We start from the raw sequence: 25,528 nt of genomic DNA on the forward strand, positions 1-25,528 counted from the left end.
TATTCCTCTCGTCATTAAAACACTGACGAGGGCTTTCTGCAAAGGAGTTGAATACTGACAATGCCAGCAACATTCCATACACTGTGTTTATTTATAATATAAATAGCATGATTAAGGATGTCGTCAACCAATGATTGAGGTTTACATTGAAATTAATATATAGTATTTATAGTATCTATTATGACGCGCTTATATTTTATTCCCGCCGCAAGTAGTTTAGCGGTAGGCATTAAGAATATCTATCTGAAAGAACTGGGGGAACAGTAATGACAAGTTCAAATAAAGATAAAGTTGCTATTATTACAGGGGCGGCTGGCGGTATAGGTCGATCGCTATGTAAATCATTTAGAGAAGCTGGATATTTCGTTGTCGGCACGGTTCGCACAATGCCAGAAGATACTAAAGATTATGACGCGGTTATTCAGCTCGGCCTTAATGAATTGGTCAATGATCCGGAGCGACGAATCCAATTTGAAGAATCGGTTCGCAATGCCATTGGCAATCGCCCTGTAAAGGTCCTGATAAATAATGCGGCAATCCAAATTTTGGGCAAAACTGCGGATTTAAAAGTGTCCGACATGCAAATCAGCTTCAATGTGAACGTCCTAGCCCCCTTCATGCTAGCGCAAATATTTCAAGATGATTTATCTAAAAATTCAGGCAGCATTCTAAATATTGGAACCGTCCATGCACGGGCCACAAAGTCCGAATTCGTAGCTTATGCGACCAGCAAGACAGCGATGCACGGCCTAACACGGGCTCTCGCTGTTGACCTTGGCGGACAGATTCGCGTCAACACACTCGCACCTGCAGCGACGGCGACACCAATGCTAAGGGCCGGTTTTATTGGAAACGAAAGTGCACTTAACGACCTTGAAGCGTGCCATCCCATCGGGAGGATTGCCGACGTTCAAGAAATTTCGGATACGGCTCTTTTCCTATGTTCGGATCAGGCCAGCTTCATCACTGGATCAACAATATATGCAGATGGCGGGATTCTTTCTCGCCTTCATGACCCCGCTTAAATTGACGGACCAGATCATACCCACATCGAAATTCTAGGACTTTATTATGCCCCTTCGAATCGCAATTAATGGATTTGGCCGAATTGGCCGCATGGTTCTCAGAGCCATTGCTGAAAATGAACATACAGATATGCAGGTCGTGGCGATCAATGACTTGGCCGATGCAAAACGTCTCGCTCACCTATTAAAATATGATAGTATTCATGGTCCTTTCCCTGGAACCATCGCATCCTCAGAGACTTCAATCGACGTAAATGGTTCCAAAATTGCGATGTACGCAGAACGCAATCCTGAGGATATTCCTTGGGGTGACCACAGTGTAGATATTGTAATGGAATGCACAGGGTTTTTCTTAACCAAAGACCTCTGCGGGAAACACATAATGGCGGGGGCCAAGCGCGTCCTCATGTCAGCGCCAGCTAAGGACAACACAAAAACGATTGTGTATGGTGTCAATGACAATGTGATAGATGCGACAGACATCTTCCTCTCCAATGCCTCCTGCACGACAAATGCTCTAGCGCCTCTCCTTTCAGTCTTAAATGAAAATTACGGCATTAAGAGCGGCATGATGACAACTATACACGCCTATACTGGCGATCAACCGACACATGATGCCGTTCACAAAGACCCCTACCGCGGGCGAGCGGCAGCCCTATCGATGGTGCCGACGACCACAGGTGCCGCCAGGGCGATTGAGAAAGTAATACCGGACCTATCGGGTAAGCTTGAAGGCGTCGCCGTGCGCGTGCCCGTGCCTAACGTTTCAATGGTTGACCTAACGGTGATTACCGAAAAAGAAACGAATGCAGAAGACATCGATAAGAAATTTAAAACAGCTAGCGAGTCATCCCTTAAAGGGATTTTAGGCTACATTGATGAACCTCTCGTATCAGTGGACATGAATCACAATCCTAACTCATCCAGCTTCATTCGCGAGCACGCCTATGTCAGCCATGCAAATCTTGTTAGGGTTATGGCTTGGTATGATAATGAATGGGGCTTCTCAAACCGCATGATCGATACTGCCCGCGCGATGGGCCGTTTCTTGTAAGATAGAATACTATGCACCGTAGTGGTTTTTCGATTTATCCTCTGAACATTCTATTTGGCAAATTTTGCCGCTTCACTCTGGGTACTATGCTTTGCGCTGCGCCAATAGCTGCAAATGCTCAAACCTCACCTGCTCAGCCCATCACTTCAACAATAAAACCAAAACCGATAACACCAAAAGCACCGCCTCCCAAAGCATCCTTTGAGGAGCCCCCAAATGCGGGCTTTGACATTTATGACTTCCCAGATGAAATCGTTGTAGTCGGCGTTAAGCAAGGTGGGTTTACTGAAACAAGCACAGTATTGCCAGATATCGTATTTGGCATACGGGATATCCTTGCATTCGGGGCTGGCGACATAGGAGAGTTGCTAGATGCCATAAGGGCAGAGACATTCTCAAATTCTGACGAACCGCCCCTATTACTTCTCAATGGACGGCCCGTGACAAGCATGAAGGCAATCAAACGCTTTCCGACAGAGGCCGTACGGCGTGTCGAGGTTTTACCCCCCAACACAGCCGTTAAGTTTACATCGGACCCGTCACGGCGCGTTCTCAATTTTATCTTAAGATCGCGCTTTCACGCAGCAACAGGCAAGGCCACAGCCAAGACGACGACAGAAGGAGGCGGGACATCAGGAACTGCCGAATTCGATACACTTAAAATAAAAAATAGAGTCCGCATTTCATTGAATGCAGCCTATGAAAAAACAGAAAATTTAAAACAAGCGCAACGGAATATCCCTGCACGGAATATACAAAATCCGTTTTCTTTAGGCGGTACGATTACCGCACTCAACCAATCCGGTGAGATTGATCCCACCTTATCTGCATTAGGAAACCAGCCCATAACGATTGCGCGTGTACCGGATGCGGCTCGCCTCGGCCCGCTCGAACTTGAAGACTTTTTAAGTGGCGCCAACGAAAGCTCGGACATAGACCCGCAAGAGTTTCGCGACCTCAAACCTCAAACCGAATCCCTGACTCTCGGTGCCAGTCTTTTCAAACCAATTGGGGAACGATTATCTATATCGGGGTCAATAGATGCGGAGTTCTCTACATCGGAGTCTCAACGTGGGCTGGTCGGTTCTCAGCTCATATTACCGCCGGATAATCTGTTCTCACCGTTCGAACAATCCGTGTCACTTCATCGCTATGATGGCCCGATAAAACGGAGAAACGCCAAAGACGACATTGAGACGAATATCGGCATCTTTGGTGATTATTCGGATTGGCGCTGGTCACTTGAAGGGCGGCATTCAAATGTTACAAATGCCCGCACAGCAAGTCGGGATAATGGAGTGGCAGGCCTGCAAGATCGTCTCTATCAAAATGACTCAGCGCTCAATCCGTTTGGCCCGTTTCCTATATTGATTAACACCCGAAGCAATCGGTCCGAAGAAACCCTGTTATTGAAAGCAGGAATCAGCGGAAAAGTTGCCGCCATGCCTGCTGGCGATGTAACAGGGTCCGTCAGATTCGAATATGTTGATGCCGTTTTAAACTCAGTCGAAATCGATAGTGATAGGCATCTGGAAAATATGTTTTCGCGTAAAGCTGCCCAAGCTAGTACAGAAATGAGCATTCCGTTGACCGGGAACCGCGGCAGGCCGAAGGCCGCCGGAAAGCTGTCTTGGCGGCTAAGCGGAGCTGTTCGCGGGCTAGATGGATTTGGAACTTTAACGAGGTATGGCACCGGCTTGAACTGGAACGCTTCGGATAAATTACGTCTAGAGGGCTCACTTGATTACCAAGATCGCGCCCCGAAGCTGACACAGCTTGGAAACCCCGTTATCAGAGATTCCAATATTCGTGTCACAGATTTTGAGGCCGGAAGATCCGTGTTTATAGACCGGGTAAGCGGTGGGAATCCGGACCTAGATTCCGAGCGAAGACGGACGCTAAAGATATCTGCAAAGTATCGTATGAACAAGGGCTTTTCATTTAACACGCGCTATCAAGCCCGCACGACCGACAATGCGATTTCTTCATTCCCCTTCTTAACCCCGCAAGTCGCGGAAGCCTTTCCTGAACGGTTACAGCGGAGCGAAACGGGCACCCTGATAAGCCTTGATGCTCGCCCTCTTAACGCGCACCGTACGCAGCAAGCCTCTGTGCGCAGTGGGTTTAACTGGAAAAAACGGTTCACGAAGCGTGAAGGCACGAAATGGCCGCGCGATCAAATATCTCTCTCCGTTTACCACACGTGGCGCTTGGAGGATAAATTCCAGTTTCTTCAAGATGGGCCGGTTTTCGACTTACTACACGGAGCGGCATTGCGTCGGCAAGGCGGTGAACCTAAGCACGAAATCAGCGCCCGTATTAATGTACGGCGCAAGAATTATGGCGGAACACTCTATGGAACCTATGAAACTGGGACCAGGATTGACGTTGGCTCCCTACCCGGCAATCAAGGCCGCAATGGAGATCTGAATATCAATACTCTCTCGAAAGCCAATTTGCGGGTATTTTATGAGCTTGGACGCAAACCTAATGGCCGAAAAGTAAAGCGCACGGACTGGCGCCGAGATCTCCGCATAACCTTGGACGTCACCAATATAACGAATAGCAAGCAATCAGCTGTGAACGGCCAAGGTAATATTCCATTTGGGTACGAAGAGGATGCATTGGATCCGTTAGGCCGAGCTATTATGCTTTCATTACGCAAAGTGTACTTCAAATAACGAGACTTAAATAAATGCCTCTGGCAATGGACAAAACCATATAATCATATATATACTACAAATAAAGATAACCGAGTTAACCAACGTTAGATAAATTTGGGAACCAGTCTTGAACTTTTTTAAGTCAAATACGTCAGTTAATACGGTAGTATCAGCGCTTATTTCCGTCTTCCTGCTGGGATGTAGCGGCGGGAGTGAAAAAGCAGGCCCGCAGATACAGCCGCAGCATAGTTCGAACAAGCCCAATATCGTTTTGCTTTTCGTTGACGACCTGGCTTGGATGGATATTCGCGATCGTTCAGGGTTTATTGAAACACCCAATATTGACCGGCTTTCAAAAGAGGGCATTAGCTTTGAGCGCGCCTACTCCCCCGCACCCGTCTGCAGTCCGAGCCGCGTAGGGCTAATTACGGGTGAGTATCCCGCGAAGTACGATTTTTTCCGCCACGTCGGCTCCGGCGTAAAAACAGATTTTGACAAATACGGGAACGCACTTAAGGAGTTTTCTTACTGGAAGACCGACCCTGCAAAGATGCCCTCTAAGAACTGGTTGCCACTAGAAGCCACAACTATAGCAGAACGTTTAAAGCCTGCCGGATACAACACACATTTTGTCGGCAAATGGCATATCGGTCATGACCCTTTCCATCCGATACATCAGGGTTTTGATACTCAGCATGGCGTAACAAATAGCGGCCACCCTTCGAGTTACTATCCCCCATATTTTAAATATTCTGAAACTTACAAAGATGCGCCCGCAGATAAGTATCTGACTGACCGGGTTACTGACGACGCGGTAGAAGTCATTGCGAATGCCGTAAAGACGGACAAACCCTTTTTCCTAAATTTGTGGTGGTACGGCGTTCACCGTCCGACGGTGGGGCAAAAAGAACATATCGATAAATACCTCGCCAAAGGCGTCAGCCAAGTGCAGGCGGAATACGCCACTCAAGTCGAAGCTATCGACAATTCTGTTGGCCGAATTGAAGCGGCTTTAAAAGATGCGGGTGTGACCGATAACACCATCGTCGTCTTCACGTCTGATCAAGGCGGATATTTTGCTCGCCCGCCCCTTACGGGACGTAAAGGCGGCGGCCTCGCCTTGTTTGAAGGCGGCGCGCGCGTACCGCTGATTGTCAAATGGCCTGCCAAAGTTAAACCGGGCCAAAGAACAGATTTAACGGTCAGCCTTTTAGATGTCGCGCCCACCCTAATGAGCGCGGCGGGTGCCAATAAGGAAGGCTTGGACGGAGTTGAATTGATGACATCAGCGCGGACACCGATTACATCGCGCGAGCCGATAATTTTATACCGTCACTATGAAAATGAATACGCCGCCGTCATAGATGGGGCTTGGAAACTCATGGCTAAAGTCTCCGGTGATTATTCGCTCTATAATACACAGGACGACATCTCTGAGAAAAATGATGTCGCCGGCGACCATCCGGAGCGTGTTAAAACCATGACAAATATCTTAGAAAAATGGAAACGGGACGAAAACATCCGGCCAATTCCAGAATAAAATTGATTGAGCAATGAAACACAGACTGACAGGCAAGTTATGAAACCCTATCACACCGGATTGACCTTATCATTGACCACTGCTTTGCTCTGCTTAGGCCTTGCCGGATGTGGAAACTCCGTCTCCGCGGAACCTGCGCAATCTGTTATTCCGTCCGTCGCGAAAGATGCTCCAGCTTGGGTTACAGGCGGCGATAAAGAACTTAAAGAAATACCGCTTGAGACCATTGACGGCTATACGGACGGTCAACGCCGATTGTTCAATTCCGGCTGGTTATTTGCCAAAGGCGATCAGAACGTTGCCGAGGCCATCAATCACCCGCATGAGCGCTGGTGGGAAGCTGTTACCTTGCCCCATGACTGGGCCATTAAAGGCCCGTTTAGCCGGGAGCACAATGCACGCACCGGAGGCCTACCTACAGCGGGTACAGGCTGGTATCGCAAGCATTTCACGCTCCCACAAAGCGCGCTTAGCAAAAGTGTAAAAATTGAATTTGACGGCGCGATGGAGCACAGTTCTGTTTGGGTCAATGGCGAATTTGTCGGCTATCGTCCTTATGGCTATATCGGGTTTAGCTATGATGTTTCGGAGTTTTTAAAAGCCGGTGACAATGTCATCGCTGTCAAATTAGAGCCAAAAGATCTAGGCTCGCGGTGGTATGCAGGCGCAGGGCTGTTCCGCGACGTCTTTATTGAGATTGATGCTGAGGCGCATTTGTCTCCTGAAGACGGGTATATGCGCACTGATTTGACGGACCCAAATAATCCGGTCGTCAATATGTCAGTAGTGCTAAATACTGAATTATCCAGCGCGGAAGTCGAAGTCGAAATCAAAGATGCCAACGGCAAGGTTGTCGCGAGCAAGCGCGCTGATGTAAGTAATGAAAACGCGAACAACGTTCTCATGCAATTGGAAGTTCCCGGCGCAAAACTATGGTCAACAGAAACGCCTTATCTTTACACCGTTGAGCGCCGCCTCATCCAAAATGGCAATATCACGGATAAGTTTTCAAGCCGTTTAGGTTTTCGCGAATTTGAGTTCCACAAAAGCGATGGCTTTTTTCTGAACGGTAAACGCGTCGAGATTAACGGCGTTTGCTTGCATCATGACAATGGGCCGCTCGGTGCGGTTGCCAATCGCCGGGCCATACAGCGCAAATTAGAAATCATGAAAGAGATGGGCGTGAACGCAGTTCGCACCTCCCACAACCCGCCCTCACCTCATCTGGTCGACCTCGCGGACGAAATGGGTATCTTGCTTCAACTCGAAGCTTTTGATGTTTGGAAGATGCCAAAAAATGGCACCGAAAATAGCTACGGCTTGGCGTTTGAAAACTGGTATGAGCGCGACCTGACGGACATGATTAAGCAGTTTCGCGGACATGCCTCAGTCTTCAATTGGAGCATTGGCAATGAAGTACTCGAACAAAGCGAAGTTGAAATTGGCATGCCACTTACCCAGAACATGGCAAAAATAATCCACGAACTCGATCCGACGTTGCCTGTGACGGCGGGCCTAAGTAAATACCCCTTCCCGTTTGATAACGGCATCGCCGATGAACTCGACTTAATCGGCGTGAACTATATGCCCGCTCTCTATGACGAGCTTCGCGCTCGCAATGAAAATTGGCCCATTGTCAGCACAGAGTCGTCCTCAGTCGTGAGTTCCCGCGGCGTTTATCATTTCCCCGTCGAGTTTTACAAGAAGCACCCAAGCCTTCAGGTCACAAGCTACGACATTGTTTCTCCGCGTAATGGCTACCCGCCTGATTGGGAATTTCTGGGACTAGACAAACATAAAGACGTGATGGGCGAATTTGTCTGGACGGGCTTTGATTACCTCGGCGAACCGACGCCTTATAGCGGACGCGACCATGCAACTGGTGGCTATTGGAACAAAGACTGGCCGTCGCGCAGTTCTTATTTTGGCATTGTTGATTTAGTCGGCTTGAAAAAAGATCGTTTCTATCTTTACCAGAGCCGTTGGAAAAAAGACGCCCCTATGGTTCACATTCTACCGCATTGGAACTGGGAAGGCCGTGAGGGAGACACCATACCCGTCATGGCCTATTCCAATGGCGAAGATGTTGAGCTGTTTTTGAACGGGAATTCTTTGGGCCGTAAAACTATGGGCAAAGACACCGTGACTTTGCCCCTTAACAATCGCCACTCACCAAAGATAAAGCAGTTTGAGTCGCCTTACCGCTTAAGCTGGGATGTCAAATATGCGCCCGGGACCCTCTCGGCAGTGTCCTATAAGGATGGAAAAATACATGCAAAAACTGAGATCAAAACGGCTGGCCCCGCGTTTAAGATGACCCTTGAAGCAGACCGCTCTGTGATTAAAGCTGACGGACAGGACCTGTCATATATCACGGTTACAATTACGGATAAGCAAGGGCACATCGTACCTTATGCAGAGAACATGATCCGCTTTAAAGTGAAGGGTGCAGGCAAAATTGCCGCCGTAGGTAACGGGGACCCAACCTCGGAAGAGCCATTTATCACGAATTATCGCCGCGCTTTTTCCGGTAAAGCCGTAGCTATCATTCAATCCGGCGATAAGCCGGGGAAAATAACGTTGAGCGCAGTCTCTGATCGCCTCGAAACCAATGAAATTGTTATCACAACAAAGAACTGAAAGGGAAACCCAATGACATTCAAGTCCATTCTACTCAGCACAGGCGCTCTCGCGCTTATCGCCTGCTCAGGCGCGCCAAACCCGGAGACCTCAAGTGCCGCTACATCCGCTACAGAAAAATCAGAACCCCCAAATATTCTTTGGATCGTCGTCGAAGATGTCTCGCCTTGGATGTCAGCTTATGGTGATAATACGGTTGAGACCCCCGCGCTGGACAAAATGGCCGCGGATGGCGTGACATTGCTGAATGTGTTTTCGCCAAACCCGATTTGCTCCCCGACCCGCTCTGCCTTGATGACCGGAAAATTTCCGACAACGACGGGCGTTCATAACCATCGCCGTACGCGCGATTCCAAAGGCCGGGACGCCATTTACTTACCTAAGGGCGAGTTGACGCTTCCTGAAATTTTTCAACAAAATGGCTACGCCACATTTAACATCGGCAAAGATGACTATAATTTCGTCTACGATCGCCGCGGCCTTTACAGCGAAGGTCCGGACGATGTTGAAGGTCATATTGGCGACAGAGTCGGTCCGAAATTTGATTGGACGAAATTGGCCGCCGGCAAACCGTTCTTTGGTCAAATCCAGCTAAAAGGCGACAAGAATAAGAAGCTCAAAGGCATCGAATTTGACGAAAGCAAGCCCGAGTTTCCGCCCTATTATCCGGACACCAAAACCCAGCGGAAGAAATTTAACGATTCCTATCGCGCCATTGTAAAAACAGATCAGGAAGTTGCCGAAATTCTGGCAAAGCTGCAAACCACCGGAGAAGCAGACAATACAGCCGTATTTTTCATCTCAGATCATGGCATGGGTATGCTGCGGCACAAGCAATTTATTTATGATGGCGGCGTGCATGTGCCTCTATTCATTACATACCCTAAAGGTCAGGATTTTATCCGCCAAAACGGCGCCCGGCGTGAAGAGTTGATGAGTCTTATTGATGTCTCTGCGGCTGCGCTGGAGGTCGCGAATATTCCTGTTCCGGAATATTTTGAAAGCCGTGCTATTCTTGGCGAGAACGTTGACGAGCGGACATTTGTTCCGTTGAGCCGTGACCGCGCTGATTACACATTCGATCACATGCGCGGAATTCGTACACATAAATTCCACTACATCCGCCACAAATTCCCGGACACACCTTACCTTCTGCCAAGCTACCGTGATGAAAAAGCGCATACCATAGAATATCGAAAGCTGTATGCCGAAGGTAAACTTACGCCCGCGCAGTCTGTGCTGATGGCACCTACCCGCCCTGCAGAAGAACTTTTTGACGTCAAGGCGGACCCACACCAGGTCAATAACCTTGCCGGTGACCCGGCCTATGCAGACGCCCTAAGCGACATGCGCAACACTCTGGATACGTGGATATCCGAGTCCGGTGACAAAGGCCAGGTCGAAGAAACTGAAACGGAAATTGCAGCCGTGGTCGCACGTTGGCAAGAAAAGTGCGTTGATCCGCGCTGCGTAGCCTATGTTAAGAAATACGGTCGTGAAGAACAAGCCGGAGCCGCCGGCGTTATTACGACCGGTAAATAATCCTGTAAAAATCAGAAAATTAATTATGTTAAAATCTAAAAATCTCGCAGCCGTCAACCCAGCACTATCACGCCGAAATTTCATTGCCGGCACCGCAGCCTTGGGCACGGCGTCGGCCTGCTCCCCGACCGTGAAGACACTCGATAGCGTGGCTTCCAAAGATTTTGTGAGCGACTGGAAAAGGCAAAACGACCGCGTTTGGACCGGGGAACAATATTGGGCCAACCCGTTGCAAGATTGGTCAATCAATAACCACCGCGTGGAAACGGTTCATGGCCGCCCGAATTGCAATCTGCACCTTCTCACCCATCAATTAACCGCAGAGACCGGCACCATGACTATGAAAGTGTCTTGCGGTTCTCTTGGCAGTGATGACTTGCCAGGATCCGCCGGCTTTCTTGTAGGCATTAAAGGCCCGATAAAAGACTACCGCAGCCCAATCATTGATATGCGCTCGGGTATTCCCGCAGGTATCTCCGAAGACGGGTTTGCCTTTATCGGCGATGAAACCGTGCCAGTCGTAATGCCGAAAGCCGGCGTTGACCTTGTGCTGCTGGCCAAGCCTAACGCAGACGGTTACACTTTAGAACTGACAGTCTTTACGGTCGGCGGCAGTGAGGCTATAGCCACTCTGACCGCGCCCGTAAAAGGCAATCTTCTCATCGGGAACATCGCACTTGCGACTAATCATTCCGATCGCCGCAAAAGTCCCAAACCTGACTTTCGCGGTAAATATAAAGACCGGGTACAGCGCGGAAAATTTTGGTTTTCCAACTGGACAGCCTCAGGAACCAAATTAAAAGTTACGCCTGCAAACATTTTCGGCCCCATCCTGTTTTCACATTTCACACTTAGCAAAGGCACGATGAAACTGACGGCGCAAATGCCGCCATTGGGTGCCAAGGATAACCGAACGGTTCGCTTTGAAATTAAATCCGGTGGGAAGTGGAATGCCGCTACAAAGGCTAAGATCGACGCAATATCCGACACCGCCCGCTTCCGCATTGAAGGTTGGGACAGCACTAACGATACTGAGTACCGCATCGTCTATGATATGCAGTTTACGGACGGCACATCCAAAACCAATTATTGGGGCGGGACGATAAAAATAGACCCCGTTGAAAAAGACACGGTTTCCGTTCTCGACATTTCCTGCAATACGCACGAGACCTTCCCTAATACGTTTTATGCCGATAACGCACGGCGAACCGACTCTGATTTCGTCGCCTTTGTCGGCGATCAATTCTACGAGCAGTCCGGCGGCTACGGGATTGAAATGTTACCGACAGATCGCGCGGTTTTGGATTACCAAAGACGCTGGTATTTGCATGGCTGGACATGGCGCGAGTTGACCAAAGACATGCCGTCCGTTTGCCTGCCCGATGACCATGATGTCATCCAAGGCAATATCTGGGGCGCAGGCGGCAAGGTCAGCGACATGGACCCGTATGAATTTGTTCCGGATGACCGCACCGGATACAAAATGCCGGCCATGTGGGTCAACATGGTTCACATGACGCAAACCTCTCACCATCCGGACGCCGCAGACCCTCGGCCAAGCCCGGACGGCATTACCGCCTATTTCGGCGAGATGACCTATGGCGGTATCAGCTTTGCGATTATTTCTGACCGCATGTATAAATCCGGACCACGCGAATTTGCGCCGCCGCCGGACGGCCCGCGCTATGACCACATCATTGACCCCAATTTTGATCCTAAATCCGTTGATTTGCCGGGCGCGCAATTGCTCGGTGAGCGTCAACTGAATTTCCTCGAAAGCTGGGCTACCGATTGGCATGGCGCGGATATGAAAGCCGTTTTCTCTGCAACGGTTTTCAATTCTATGGCAACAACTCATGGCCGCAAGTATGAGCGCTTAGTCGGGGATTATGACAGTAACGCCTGGCCGCAAACTCCGCGCAACAAAGCGGTGGAAAAACTGCGTAAAGGCTTTGCCTTTAATATAGCCGGCGATCAACATTTACCGGCCGTCATTCAATACGGCCTTGAGAGCCATCGCAATGGAAGCTTTGCCTTCGCCGGCCCTGCCGTCAATGTCGGCTATCCGCGCCTGTTTGAACCGCTCGTTCCGCCGTCCAAAGTTTACGACCCGGCGCAGCCTATCACAGGTGACTATATGGACAATTTCGGCCTGCCCATGACGGTGATTGCTTTTAATAACGGGTCAAAAAAACCGCGTGAAAATAAGTTGTTAAAACTCGAAGACAGAGGTTCAGGCCTGGGGATTGTGAAGTTTAACAAACCCGAGCAAAGCATCACCGTCCAATGTTGGTCCATGCTCTCGGATCCTGCTAAGGATGCGCAATTCAACAGCTTCCCCGTTACGGTCAAAATGATGGACAGTTTTGTCCCGGACAATGCTGGTTACCTACCGCCGATCACTGTGAAGGGCGCGAGCAAGCCCGTGTTCCAACTGGTTGATGCCGCAACGAAAGATATCATCTATACAGTTCGTAGTCAGAAGCCGACGTTCCGTCCCATGGCAGACTCCACCGGGACCTATCAAGTCGTTGTCAGCGATCCTGAAACAGGCAAACGCGCCGTATTGGACGCCTTGAAGACGGTTTCTAATGGCTCTGAGCCCATTTCAGTGACGCTGTAAGAATACGGCAAATTTAATAAAATAAGCCCGCCGGAGCGTTAACTCCGGCGGGCTTTTTAGTTTAAAGTTTAAAACCGTATTACCGCGGCTCTTCGATCAAAGGCCGTTCAAGCTCAATATCAATAAATCGGAACAAGCCCGGCGGAATGTTGAACGTGATTTCAACGCCCTTGGAAACTTTGGACGTTTCCCCGGTTAAAACATCGCGTACAGACACCGGCGAAGATGCACCGAATTTGACTTTGGCTTGGCGCTCGGCCGGATTTAGATAACCTCCGTCAATCAATGTCAGGCGTAGTCGCTTAGGCTCTATTTCCGTCACAACCCAACCCACATCACCGGATACCGTGACCGGCAGAACATCGGCAGACGCTTCAATCGCATCGGCGACTTTGATGTAATACGTATCAGCCCCATGACGGGTCTTCCCATCATTCGAAATATAATCACGACCATCGGAGATAAACTCTGTCAATCGACCCTTATAGATCGGGTGCAAATTATCATCGAGTAATCCGCGAGGATCATTCTCCGCGCCGGCTTGTGTAGGCGTCATCAAAACCATACCATTTGGATATTGCGGAATGAAGTTGTGACGGCGTTCTGTTTCATTAGCCGCGTAGCGCGAAAAGTCCCATTCTGTCACTTGCGCGCCCGGCCAAGACCCGCTCATTCGGCTGAATACCCTCGGATTATCTGTCTCCTCAGCTGTGTCATAAAACGTATTCCATTTTACGTTTTGACTATCGCGAAGATAAAGAGGATCAGGCGCAATCATACTCAGATGAACGGGATTTAAACTCACAATTTGATTGCGCTCAGGGGCATATAAAACACCTTTAGAAATCATCTCCCAAAGCACGCTCGCATACTCTTGATCTATAGACGAATTATCTAACTGAGTAGCCCCGCTCGCAATCGCGTAAACTTGTTGGCGCAAGAAATGGTTTGGTACCATCTGGTGAGCATGTTGCCGCAAGCGAGAATAGCTAGGGTTATCGCGCGCGCTTCGAGCGGCCCATTCATTTACAGAGCCCGCGGCCCAAATGCCCATACGGCCAGAAAGGCTAAGTTCCATCGACTTATCAGTTGTTTCTTCCATGGACGGAACAAAGACATCGGCAAACTCGCCCGATATAAGGCGGGACCATCTTGGCATGTGAATGTCGGCTTGCCAGAAGGCATGCTTGGAACGTACATGAAAATTGAAGTTTTTACCTTTGCCGTATTCGGCAAGCGGGTAAATCATATTATCCATTACATAATTGAAGTCGTCGTTGGGATCCGCCATTTCAGGGAAAATCATGATGACTTTCTTGCCATTAGCCACATCTATTATCTTGCGTTTCGTGTCCATTGTGAACATTAGCGGGTCGTTACCATGGCCGCCCCACATTGCGACGCCCGGAGCGCCTCTCGCTTGCTTTTTGACTTTCCGAATATAATTCTCTTGCTTGCCATTATATTTGCGGCGCCCATCACGACGGTCACGATATTTTTTATTCGTAACAAATGAACGGTCATAGGCCTCCGCGGAGCCCAGCCCTACATTGTTGAGGAAGATCGGATTATCTGACGCCTTTTCTAATCGTTTTATGATCGGCTCTACGCCTCTTTTATTCTCAGTCGCAAAAATAACTTGGCGACCCGTAAGGTCAGCGGTTTCGGGCTCATGAGACTTGACGAGCTGCGCTATTTTAGCAGTTCCTGAAATTACATCGGCTAGCGTCTCAGACGGCTTCAACGTGCTGAAAGCCTCTTTCCAGCCCGGTTCCGAGGGCGCTAAAACGTGAATTGCACTTCCGCCGGATTGCTCACTCGCGAGGATCAAACGACCAGATGCCTTATCTTGCCAAATGTCATTATAAGAATACTTAGACGAAATGATTTCTGAGACTTCATTGCCTCCTGGCGGAGACATTAGAGCAATCTGGGATCCAAATAATACGAGACGCTTGGCCTGTCCTTGGTCCTCGATCATTAAGGGCTGAACAACCCGATACCCGAAGGTGTCTAGCTCTTTGTCTAATGTTCTGACTTTAACGTTCTTCTGGACACCTGTTTCTATATTTAAAACGCCTGTGACCGAGTTTTTAATAACGTTCGAGTTACCCACCAACACGTCGCCAGTTGCAACACCGTCCTCTTCCAGAATATTTATATCCCCCACAACTCGCGTTTTGCCCTTAATGGTTTTGCTGGGCTTATCGGCTAGCGGCTCAAATATATAATAAGTTCCGTTCCCCATCATGTGATTATTCGTTGCATGTAGGAAGAGTTTATCAGTGCCGTCGGCTTGGCTCATGGGCCTTAAAAAATTTGCGACGTGATATTTAGCTTTCGGAAATTTTTTGCCCGCTTGAGCGTGTGTTTTCTCTATTCCGTAAGTCGAAGAGTCCAATGTCTTTGTGAGCGCGCCTCTAGAATCTAGATAATAGATATTCTTGTCGTAACTCCCGACAACAATATGCGTATCATTCTTGTCGCGTACGACGGTTACTGCCGAGAGCGGTGTCTCGCTTTTCTTAAATGACCAGAGGTTTTTTCCCTTACTATTTATGGCGTAAAGGTTTCCATCCGCATTAGCGGCGAAACACTCATCAACATCGTCACCCGTCACATCATCGCACCAAAGATCATGGTTCATGAACCCTGATAAAGCGTTTTCCCAAAGCTTCTTGCCATCAAAGCTATACCCAAGAACTATGCCGTCATATGTGCTAGCAACGATATATTCGCCGTTAGGGCCCGTAGCTGTTCGGACATTAGAAACGGTATGACCGGTTTCAATGCTAACAAGTGCTTTCATTGGCTCTGCGGCATGACTGCAGCCCGCTAATAATAACGTCGCCAAGCTTGAAGAAAAAACTAAAGTCCGAGTGGATGTAAGCATAATGTCCTCATTATTTTACTGAACACGTCAGGAATTGTGTTGTGCGGTCGGACATTTATCCGTCCAACTCTTCATTGACTCCTTTTATTATATTATTAATACTACAATACAAGCAAAAAGCACTTGCCCCGATTCGCAGGTCAATAGCGGCGAAAAAATAAAACAACGTTCTTGCAAGCACCTTGGGGACCATATGTCAGACAAGCTATTAAACACGAAGCGTAGAACCGTTTTAAAAGCCGGTGTATCTGGAGGTATTTCCGCTCTCGTTATGGGGCAAACATCCTACGCCCATGAAGAACCTTCCCACGCTCTAGAGACACTTCTCTTGCCGACGAGTCGTGAACGCCCGTGGATAAGCTCTGACTTCTGGTCAAACCGCTTTCAGGATTGGCAGTTGAAAAATGGCATTGCAGAATGTCTCAATGGAGATAAAGGTCATGAGGTTCGCACCCTCGGTTTGTTGACGCATGATGTTCAGGCTGACGGTGATAAAATTCATCTTGAAGCTATTTTCACCCCGCTGACAAATCAAGATGCAAAAGGATTTGCTGGCTTTCTAGTCGGTGTTGGCCAAGGCAGACTTGACTACAGGGCCGCAGCTCTTGCGCAGCGCGGCAGCGGTGAGAATGGCGGATTCATGGCTATTGTTGACACGAATGGCCGTGTTGCTTTCCGTGATCACGCTTCTGATGCCGTCAAAATAACTTACGAAGAATGGGATGCGAAGGAGACTGACCAGTCTCGAACTACTTTTGTTAAAACAGGCGTAAAGCTTGTGCTGAAAGCTAGCCGTAAAGGCAGCCGCTATGACCTTTTGCTGACAGCGCTCCATCCGAAAACAGATCAACCCATTAGCTATGCAAGGCGCACTGGGGTTAACGAGAACGAGCTCCTTGGAGCAATTTCACTTTTGTCCTCACCCGAAGTGGCTAAAGTCGGAGCGCGCTGGAGTATTAAAGACATAAAAGTCGGCGGTGATAAACTTGCAGCGCATCCTGAACGCGCGCTCGGCCCAATAATGGGCACCATGCATTCTCTCACCGGGAATGTTCTAAAACTCTCTGCTCAGTTCATGCCTCTGGGCAAAGGCGATCCAGAAAAAGCGCGGCTTCAGTACCGCGAACCCGCAGGGACAAAGTGGAAAACTGTAGGTACATCCCCTATCCTCGACGGATACTCTGCCCTGTTTCGTGATGATGAGTGGGACAGCAGCAAAGATTGGGACTTCCGGGTAACTTTTGCAGGGATAAACGAGACCCTTTGGTCTGGCACGGTAAAGAAAGACCCGGGGAAAGATAAAGATCTGGTTGCGGCGCTCTATAGCTGCATCTCCTCTACGGCCAATTCTTTAGAAGGCGGACCGATTAAATCCCAGCTCCCGACCGCTCGGAGCCTTGGACGGTTTACGCCCGAAAACTTCTATTTCCCGCATAACGAAATTCGCAAAAACACGATGGCCCACGACCCTGATATCTTGATGGTTTGCGGAGATCAGTATTATGAGCACAACCCTATTAGGCTGGGACGTAGCAACGTAGAAACTCGAAAAATAGACACGCTTTACCGTTGGTATCTCTGGTATTGGTCTTTCCGCGAAGTCACGCGGAGCACGCCCACAATTATGCTGCTTGACGATCACGACGTATTGCACGGAAACATTTGGGGACATGCAGGCCGAGCCGCGCCCAACAATAGTCAAAACCACGGCGGCTACGCTTATGGTATTGATTTAACGCTTATGGTTCACCGCATTCAAGCCAGTCACAACCCCGATGCATTTGACCCAACACCCGTTCTAAACGATATTCCTGTCATGTATTCCGCTTTCATGTATGGCGGGGTGAGCATTGCTGTTGTCGAAGACCGCAAATGGAAAACAACGCCCATGTTTGGAGACAATTTGGACGTACACGTGTCTGAACTCTTGGGAGAACGCCAAGAAACATTCTTAAAAGAATGGAAAGACATGCATCCGGGCGCGCCGAAAATGTTGGTGACAGCCTCTGTCTGGGGATGCCCACAAACGTCACCGACCGGCGAACCTGTAACAGACTTTGATTCCAATGGGTACCCGCCCCTGCCCCGCAGGCGCGCCGTAAAGCTCGTCAAAGATGTGGGCGCGGTTATGGTCGCCGGTGATCAACATCTCGCGACAGTTGTCCGCCTCGGGATTGACGACTTTGAGGATGGGCCAATTCAGTTTTCCGGTCCTGCAGGTGGGGCTTATTGGCAACGTTGGTTTGACCCGATTACGCCCCTACCCAATGCCCGCAAAGGTGTAAAAGAATCCGGCGATTTTATTGATGGCTTTGGTAATAAAATGAACATCAAAGCCGTTGCCAACCCCAAATTAACCTTCGCCGAGTTCAGAAAGTATCGTAAGGGCCGCGGACAATCCGTAAGTGATCCAGCCCTCAAAACCGAAGGCTATGGTATCATCCGCGTTTCACATTCAGATCAAAGCTTCACATTTGAGTCGTGGGACAAATCAGAAGACATAACCAAATCCAAGCCGAAACAAATGAGCGGTTGGCCTTATCGCGTCGGATTTGATGAGGTTTAGACCTACCGTTCAGTGCGTAAAATATTTGAATAAGAACGAATAAGAGAGTAAAATAAAGTACAATAATAATAACAACTTAGAAGATTCACGACACTTGGGATTTGTGAATATTCTTGTGGACTTCACATAACTTTAAATCCCAAACTAACATAGGATAAAGATATGCCAAATTTCAAACTAACCCTCCTCGCCACAGTCATCGCAACAATGGGCCTCACATCAGTCGCCCAAGCCGAGCCTAATGAAAAATGGGTCAAAAAGCGTTTTGCGAAAGTCGATACCAATGCGGACGAGATGATAGACCTCGAAGAATACATTGCATTCAGAACTCGGAACGGCAAAGGCAAAATCAAAGGCATCACTAAACAGTTCAACAAAGTTACTGGTGATGACGATCTTCTTAACCTTGAAGAATTCAAGGCAACGCTGAAAAATAAAAAAGGCGGCAAAAAGAAGAATAAGAAAGACTAAAGCGCCCAATCGTTATGATTGGAATTCAATAAGAATGGCTCGCAATTTTAACCCTGCGAGCTATATATCGCCCCTACGGTAAGCGTACTTATTCCCCTATTTAGGAACAAAAAATCTTGCGCTTTAATGAAGTGAACATGAACGTAACATTTCGTGTGCATTCAGTTTGAATAGAGTAGCTACGAATAATAACTTTCTATCTTTCGAGGACATTTAACATGAAGCTCACATCTAATTCCACGGGAACTTTTGGAATCCTCGTCGCTACGCTTGCATCAGTCATAACACTCGCGTCATGCACCTCGAGCTCGGCAACTGAAACCACCATAGATACGACATCGACCGCACTGAATACGGTCACGATAGGTCAAAAGGGCTACGAAACATCAGGTCAAAAAGATGGCCAGATTTTCCAGCGCGCCATTGATGTCGTCAACCAAAAAGGCGGCGGCCAAGTCATCGTGCCGGCAGGCCAATATCAAATATTCAATGTTGACCTGAAGAGCGGTGTGCACGTCATGTTTGAACCTGGAGTCACATTAGTTCCCGGGAACGGTAGAGGTGCTAATCTTTTTAATTGCGGCAATAGCGGGAGTGCCGTTAGCGATGTCGCACTGGTTGGCCCTGCAGAACGATTCACAGTTGATTTCACGGGGGATAACGTCACCCCCGAAGTGACAAAACTGAGAGTAATTGGCGTTGGTGACTGTGATGGCTTTCGCTTTGAAAACTTTAATGTGATCGATAATTACACGGTTTTCAGCTCTCTTATTTTTGGTTGGGATGGCCATTCAGGTGAACGTGCAAAGCATGGCCGGAATGGTAATGTGGAGAATATAACCGCCACTAACGCGCATTACGGTTACGGAGCTATCCAAGCCCATTCCGGCGAGAATATTATATTCCGTAATATCAAAAGCGTTGGCGGGGTCGCTGTTCGCTTGGAGACAGGGCTTATCCCAATGAACAAGGCCCAAGTCGGCGGTTTGAACGATATACTCGTCGAAGGCGCTTACAGCCAAAGCGGACAAGCAGCTCTAATGTTTCAACCTCACACCATGCAACATGGGAGCATTGTTGCTCAGAATATTGTATCCGATGGGAGCGAGTATGCGGTATCAATCGCGGCCCCCTTCGTATCAAGGACACGCTACACATCAGAAGACAACTTAAAACCTGGAAAATATGACTCTCTAATAATTGATAATGTTAAAAGCACTTATACTGACGGCCCTATCATCACTCGGTACACACACCTAAAATACTATCCTGAAGCGCTTCACCCCATGATAACCCGAGTTGCAGGTGCTATCTCGCAGCCCGAACTTCGAGGGCCGTCGATTGCGGCTGTATCTATGCAAGATACGCTCTCGCAAAACATCAGTATTACCAATGTTGAGGCAATCGGATTTAAACATCATCCAGACGTGATCTCAAAAGACGATATATTTGCAGGTAACTGGAAAAAGCTCGGCGGCCCGAGACTCAGTCCAAAGAAAAACAAAAAGACGATGAAAAAGAAGGGTAAATGGAACAAGGACAAATGGAACAAAAATAAGAGACACCCTACTTCAGACGAATTTAAAACGAAGAGGGCCTGCACTGAAGCAAACTTGCCGTGCCCCCCTCATAGATAATTTACAATCCATCGCGCCTGAATAAAATTTCGACCGTATTCGGATCAGTGTCTGCATAAGAATCAACTGTTTCAGTATCATATATCAACCCGAAAAAGCCGTCTTCGATAAGTCCGGGTTTTTCAAAGCCAGTCGCGGATAAAACCGTTATCGGAGCAAGAGGCTTAAAGAACTTTGACTCTTCATCAGGCGTGTCCGGAAGAGCCGTATAACTGATACCATTTCTCTCGGCATCTGGAAGCGCGTTAAAGTCCTTGAACTTAATCGTTGCATTTTGCGCGCCATCAGTCCGGGTCGCTATGGCGTTGATAATAAGCGGTTTGGGCGTAAAATTGCCATTTGGCAGACCCTCAACACCGTCGCGGTTAAACCCTTTTTGGGATTGGACAACATAGCCGCTATCATTTGACACTAGATTTTTCGCGATGACTTTACCATTATATTTCACATGCGGAGACAGATGCAGCGCTGTGTGACCGCGCTCGTTCGTGACGCCATCAGCATATATGTCGTGTATGCCGCCCGTATTAGGGCCCGACTTACCGTTCGACGGAGACCCTGTTTCAAGGCGCAACGTGGCTCCGCCCTCGCTGTAAATGTTTTTGAAGAGCACATTACGTCCTCCCTGCATCTGCACCATGCCGTAGCCGTAATGCGTATCAAAGGTTGATACATTCTTCACCAAAACATTTTCTGGAATATTGTTAAAGCTGGGATTGTTAGTCGGATCCTGACCATCATCAGCTGGAACAAAAGCAATGGCTGAAAACTTTGTAAACCCATCCAAGACGTCAAAATTTGAGAGAGATAGGTTCTTGACGAAACCCACTTGGAAGGGACGAATGTCTCCATTGACCGGAAAGCTGCGCGTATCAATTGAGAACCGCCCCGTACGGTCAATTGTCGTAATTTCAACATTGCTAATCTGAGCCGAGTTATTGGCAATTGCGATGGAAAACAGTTTGCGATTTGTGGGAGTTATAACTGTCCCAGATCCAATTTCGAGGCGTACATTGGAGCGCATTAAAATCTCACTAAATGAATAGTTTCCAGTGCTAAGCTGCACAATTCCGCCGCCAGTTTCACTTGATGCGGCATCTATAGCTTGTTGCAAAGCTTGAGTTGTTATGGTGCCAGATAAGACGTCTGGAGTATCGTCACTGACCATATCAACAAAAAAATTACTTTCAGCAAATTCATCATCGCGGCGAACTTCCCCGGCCTTTACCCAGTCTTTTATCAAGGCATTCTCGACCGTAAAAAAATCGTCTGTTTCAATCGGGCTTTTATCTGAAAGCTCCAGAGCCTTCCCTAATATTTCATCAAGGCTGGTTGCTGCGGTGTCGACGGCTTCGCTTCCAATGATGGTTCCATCGCCAGTTGCAAAAGCGTCAGCCAAAGCGCTCAATGCTGCACCTATAGCTACGCCATCATCGACAGCAGCGCCCCAGAAACCGCCTGAAATCAGACTCATGCGGTAAGTGGCAGCGCTTGGCGTATCGGTCGGCACTACTGTAACATCAAGCAAGTTTACTGCGCGAATATCGACTTGGCCTAAATCAAAGACGTCTGTGACTTTACCGTCAGCCGTCGCCAAATTTGCATCCGTGAGACCGCCAGTTGCAGTCTCCGCGAAACGAGAGGCAAGTGTTGAAAACATCGTCAAGTTCACATTGACAGTTTCGTTATCTGCGGGCGCCTTGAGCGTAGATGTTAAGACAACACTATCGTCGATAGAGACTACATCCCCTAAGACAGTCCCTGCCCCACATCCGGCTGGGGCGTCGCATATCATGGTTGCCCCTGCTCCGCCTTTCACTAATATTTTTATGTAATCACCCTCAAAGTTTGCTGAGGCTGGAATAGTGAGCTGAAATTTTCCATCGGTCTGGGATGTCTCACCCTGCACTAAAGCTTGTGATGAATTGCCAGGATCGATAACTTCAACGCTGGCGCCAAGCATCAAACCTTTTATCGCCATACCGTCGACGCTGAAAGTTTTGCCCGATGGAGGAGGAGGAGGAGGAGGAGGAGGTGATACAGCCACACCTGACCCTCCGCTACTACTCCCGCCGCCTCCGCACGAGGCAATCATAGATCCAAGCACTAATATCGATGCTGTTAGCAGAACACGATGAACCCGACATGGGGTTTGAGACAAATTTGCAGGCATCATATTATATCCATAAATTGTAGCAAAATTTGGTGAGGCGGCTAAAATTTAACCTCCAGAACCGAAACTAGCGCGGTGTATATCCAATGGAGAAGCGGAGGCCTTCACTTGAGAAGCCACTTGCTCCAATACCGTCGCTAAAGGCTGACAAATTATAAATAAGCCCATTGCTAGTGTTAAAACTGAGACCGCCCTCTAAACGACCACGAATATTATCATTACTGACAAATTTTTGAGCTTTACCGAATGAGTAGATACCTTCTGCAGTCATGAATGTGGATACTATGAGATCTTTATTAACTCGGAATTCTTTTGAAATTCGAGGAGCCAAATTGATCGTGCTCAGGTCAATCGTTTGACCGGGGATGATAACACCAAGACTATCGACATATTCTTTTTGCTGCTCCGTAATGTGCCGCACGCCAAGTGTGGGCTGAATAGATATGCCATTTTTGAACTGATAGTCACCCGTAATGGAGCCCGTTGCGAGATAGCGATTTGTATCGAATTTATCACGGTAGGTTCCTAAAGGTGAGACCTCATTATCAGACTGACCCAACCCAAGGCGTCCGTCAAAGTAAAGTGACTCACTCAGCTTAACTGTCGTGTAGGGGCCGACCATGAATCCCTTACCGCTTGATAAGAAAGTATCGTCTGAACGATCAGAGTCGAAAACATCATACTGCCCTACAATCCCAAACAAGGTATTCTCACCTGCGAGAACGTCCACGCCAGCATACAAAATATTATAGTCGCCCTCAGTATTCTGCACATTGAATTTAGACGTGATACCTTCGATCCAAATATCGTATTTAGGGCGTTTATCGCCAGTGTTTAAAATACTAGACAAGCTTGTTTTCACAGCTGCCGAGCCGTTCGACATTGCGACTTGAATTGGTAGCTTTTCTGATCCTGGAAGCGTAAACCCGCCAGCTGACAAGCCGCCATTCCCGCTACGCCGTCCGTTTAAGCGATCCATCCGACGTCCAAATTGTGGCTGGTTCGCCAATAATACTGTATTGCGGCTCGCGACCATCGTCCCGATGGCCTTTTGGGCTTCTGCTCGTGAATTCACAGTCGAGAATGTACACGTCACATTATCACCGGGTGCCAGAGCAATCGTCGCCGTGCGCGTGGACGTGTTAGCTGCGGCACTACCAGAGTCGCAGCTAATTCCTGTCAGCGCAAAACCAAGCTGTGACACATCTGCGAACCGGGCTGTATAAGTACCGCTCACGACGTCATTAGCTACCAACTGGCCTGTGCCGCCCATCGTTTGAACCTCTGCATCGAGCGCGCTCAAGTTAGAATTAAATCTGAACCGCCGATCTTCGCCTGTGGCTTGCACAACAAGCGTTATTGATCCGGTGGGCTCAACTGTTACCGTCACTGTGTCAGTCGACTGTATAGCGCCGTCATTTACGGTAAGCTCAAATACAAAGTCTGTGGTGCCCGCGACCTCGGGAACCGTAAAGCTTGGTGATACCGCACTGGCATTACTCAGAGTAACGGCAGTCCCTCCCGTTTGTATCCATGCATAATTCAGTGCGTCACCGTTGGCATCATTCGAGCCGGAGCCATCGAGAGTAACCGTTTCCCCCTCAACGCCCGTCAGACTCTGGTCAGCTCCAGCATTAGCGGTTGGTGCTACATTCGGGGCAACAAAATTGTATGTGACGGTCGTGGTATCTGCCGCCGAGTTCACAGTGCCGTCATTCACAACAAGGCTAAACACGAGAGTTTCGTCCGCATTTGGTGCCGAGAACGTCGGAGAGACTGCAGCCGCATCGCTAAGCGTGACCGCGGCGCCGCTTGTCTGAGTCCAAGCATAAGTCAGGGGATTATTATCCGCATCTGAAGAACCCGAACCATCAAGCGTAATTGTCGTTCCTGCCAAAGCCATGACACTTTGATCCGCACCTGCGTCAGCAACTGGAGCGTCGTTAGCCGCTACAAAATTATAGGTTACAGTGGTCGTATCTGCCGCAGAGTTCACTGTGCCATCATTAACAACGAGACTAAACACAAGTATTGTGTCCGCATTCGGAGACGTGAAAGTTGGAGAGGCTGCGTTTGCGTTGCTAAGCGTTACCGCTGCTCCGCTCGTTTGAGTCCAGATATACGTTAGCGCATCTCCATTGCCATCATTTGATCCCGAACCATCTAAAGCAATCGCCGTACCCGCCACAGCAGTTATGTTTTGATCTGCGCCAGCACTGGCTACAGGCGCCACGTTGGGTGCTACGAATGTAAAAGTGACAGTGGTCATATCGGGTGCTGAGTCCACCGTGCCGTCATTGACGACAAGGCTGAATACAAGCGTCGCATCCGCCCCGGGTGAGGTGAATGTCGGTGAGACTGCGCTCGCATAGCTCAGCGTGACCGGCGTCCCGCTCGTTTGCGTCCAAGCATAGGTTAAAGGATCACCGTTCGCATCATTCGACCCCGTACCGTTCAAAGTGATCGTCGTACCAGCCAAAGCTGTAATAGCCTGGTCCGCACCAGCATTGGCTACCGGAATCGCGTTGCCAGCCATAAAGGTGTAAGTCACAGTTGTCGTAGCCGGAGCTGAGTCTACCGTGCTGTCGTTAACAACAAGACTAAATACGAGCGTCGCATCTGCACCAGGCGCTGCAAAGGTCGGAGACACTGCCGTCGCGTCACTCAACGTAACAGCAGTCCCGCTCGTCTGGGTCCACAT

13 protein-coding genes are annotated in these 25,528 nt (G+C 48.7%); 10 read left to right on the forward strand and 3 right to left on the reverse strand.

Annotated features, from left to right (window positions below; all coding sequences use genetic code 11):
* The first annotated feature begins 266 nt into the window (after positions 1–266).
* The 7 genes from H142_RS0103355 to H142_RS0103390 all read left to right on the forward strand — a co-directional run bounded on the left by H142_RS0103355 (position 267) and on the right by H142_RS0103390 (position 13,087).
* Complete coding sequence (locus H142_RS0103355; protein ID WP_017930690.1) at positions 267–1,025, forward strand: SDR family NAD(P)-dependent oxidoreductase; 759 nt, start codon at positions 267–269, stop codon at positions 1,023–1,025.
* Between the two features lie 46 nt (positions 1,026–1,071).
* The gene (gap, locus tag H142_RS0103360; RefSeq protein ID WP_017930691.1) at positions 1,072–2,079 is read left to right on the forward strand and encodes a type I glyceraldehyde-3-phosphate dehydrogenase; all 1,008 of its coding nucleotides are present in this window, start codon (positions 1,072–1,074) and stop codon (positions 2,077–2,079) included.
* An 11-nt stretch (positions 2,080–2,090) separates the two neighbouring features.
* Positions 2,091–4,760 carry an MtrB/PioB family outer membrane beta-barrel protein gene (locus tag H142_RS0103370; RefSeq protein ID WP_156811871.1) on the forward strand — a complete coding sequence of 890 codons (2,670 nt, stop codon included), beginning with the start codon at positions 2,091–2,093 and terminating at the stop codon, positions 4,758–4,760.
* A gap of 109 nt (positions 4,761–4,869) precedes the next feature.
* On the forward strand, positions 4,870–6,282 hold the full coding sequence (locus H142_RS14150; protein ID WP_051048538.1) for a sulfatase-like hydrolase/transferase: 1,413 nt from the start codon (positions 4,870–4,872) through the stop codon (positions 6,280–6,282).
* Positions 6,283–6,321: 39 nt separating this feature from the next.
* Entirely contained in the window at positions 6,322–8,922 is a 2,601-nt protein-coding gene (locus H142_RS0103380; RefSeq protein ID WP_017930695.1) for a sugar-binding domain-containing protein, read from the forward strand.
* 12 nt (positions 8,923–8,934) lie between these two features.
* The gene (locus tag H142_RS14155) at positions 8,935–10,464 is read left to right on the forward strand and encodes a sulfatase family protein (RefSeq protein ID WP_017930696.1); all 1,530 of its coding nucleotides are present in this window, start codon (positions 8,935–8,937) and stop codon (positions 10,462–10,464) included.
* A 25-nt stretch (positions 10,465–10,489) separates the two neighbouring features.
* The gene (locus H142_RS0103390; RefSeq protein WP_017930697.1) at positions 10,490–13,087 is read left to right on the forward strand and encodes an alkaline phosphatase D family protein; all 2,598 of its coding nucleotides are present in this window, start codon (positions 10,490–10,492) and stop codon (positions 13,085–13,087) included.
* Positions 13,088–13,166: 79 nt separating this feature from the next.
* Here H142_RS0103390 and H142_RS14160 read toward each other — a convergent pair whose 3' ends face one another.
* Entirely contained in the window at positions 13,167–15,980 is a 2,814-nt protein-coding gene (locus H142_RS14160; RefSeq protein WP_083898923.1) for an outer membrane protein assembly factor BamB family protein, read from the reverse strand.
* Positions 15,981–16,173: 193 nt separating this feature from the next.
* Here H142_RS14160 and H142_RS14165 point away from each other — a divergent pair, with 193 nt between their 5' ends.
* The 3 genes from H142_RS14165 to H142_RS0103410 all read left to right on the forward strand — a co-directional run bounded on the left by H142_RS14165 (position 16,174) and on the right by H142_RS0103410 (position 20,654).
* On the forward strand, positions 16,174–18,546 hold the full coding sequence (locus H142_RS14165; RefSeq protein WP_033314794.1) for an alkaline phosphatase D family protein: 2,373 nt from the start codon (positions 16,174–16,176) through the stop codon (positions 18,544–18,546).
* A gap of 162 nt (positions 18,547–18,708) precedes the next feature.
* Positions 18,709–19,017, forward strand: a complete 309-nt coding sequence (locus H142_RS0103405) for a hypothetical protein (protein WP_017930700.1) — start codon at positions 18,709–18,711, stop codon at positions 19,015–19,017.
* Positions 19,018–19,235: 218 nt separating this feature from the next.
* On the forward strand, positions 19,236–20,654 hold the full coding sequence (locus H142_RS0103410) for a glycoside hydrolase family protein (protein ID WP_017930701.1): 1,419 nt from the start codon (positions 19,236–19,238) through the stop codon (positions 20,652–20,654).
* A 1-nt stretch (position 20,655) separates the two neighbouring features.
* On the opposite strand, the gene H142_RS0103415 is transcribed toward H142_RS0103410, so the two are convergent.
* Together H142_RS0103415 and H142_RS16075 are read right to left on the reverse strand one after the other, a co-directional pair.
* Positions 20,656–22,635 (reverse strand): glycoside hydrolase family protein, encoded by a 1,980-nt coding sequence (locus H142_RS0103415; RefSeq protein ID WP_017930702.1) that lies wholly within the window; start codon positions 22,633–22,635, stop codon positions 20,656–20,658.
* A 259-nt stretch (positions 22,636–22,894) separates the two neighbouring features.
* Positions 22,895–25,528 (reverse strand): autotransporter outer membrane beta-barrel domain-containing protein (locus H142_RS16075; protein ID WP_083898924.1); only part of this gene is annotated, 2,634 nt, incomplete at its 5' end.

The sequence above is a fragment of the Robiginitomaculum antarcticum DSM 21748 genome (assembly GCF_000365025.1).
Classification (GTDB): Bacteria; Pseudomonadota; Alphaproteobacteria; order Caulobacterales; family Maricaulaceae; genus Robiginitomaculum; species Robiginitomaculum antarcticum.

What these genes read in the sequence shown, in the direction of transcription:
- H142_RS0103355 (WP_017930690.1), top strand. Translation starts at nt 267, where the DNA reads ATGACAAGTTCAAATAAAGATAAAGTTGCTATTATTACAGGGGCGGCT.
- gap (WP_017930691.1), top strand. Translation starts at nt 1,072, where the DNA reads ATGCCCCTTCGAATCGCAATTAATGGATTTGGCCGAATTGGCCGCATG.
- H142_RS0103370 (WP_156811871.1), top strand. Translation starts at nt 2,091, where the DNA reads ATGCACCGTAGTGGTTTTTCGATTTATCCTCTGAACATTCTATTTGGC.
- H142_RS0103380 (WP_017930695.1), top strand. Translation starts at nt 6,322, where the DNA reads ATGAAACCCTATCACACCGGATTGACCTTATCATTGACCACTGCTTTG.
- H142_RS14155 (WP_017930696.1), top strand. Translation starts at nt 8,935, where the DNA reads ATGACATTCAAGTCCATTCTACTCAGCACAGGCGCTCTCGCGCTTATC.
- H142_RS0103390 (WP_017930697.1), top strand. Translation starts at nt 10,490, where the DNA reads ATGTTAAAATCTAAAAATCTCGCAGCCGTCAACCCAGCACTATCACGC.
- H142_RS14160 (WP_083898923.1), bottom strand. Translation starts at nt 15,980, where the DNA reads ATGCTTACATCCACTCGGACTTTAGTTTTTTCTTCAAGCTTGGCGACG.
- H142_RS14165 (WP_033314794.1), top strand. Translation starts at nt 16,174, where the DNA reads ATGTCAGACAAGCTATTAAACACGAAGCGTAGAACCGTTTTAAAAGCC.
- H142_RS0103405 (WP_017930700.1), top strand. Translation starts at nt 18,709, where the DNA reads ATGCCAAATTTCAAACTAACCCTCCTCGCCACAGTCATCGCAACAATG.
- H142_RS0103410 (WP_017930701.1), top strand. Translation starts at nt 19,236, where the DNA reads ATGAAGCTCACATCTAATTCCACGGGAACTTTTGGAATCCTCGTCGCT.
- H142_RS0103415 (WP_017930702.1), bottom strand. Translation starts at nt 22,635, where the DNA reads ATGGCGATAAAAGGTTTGATGCTTGGCGCCAGCGTTGAAGTTATCGAT.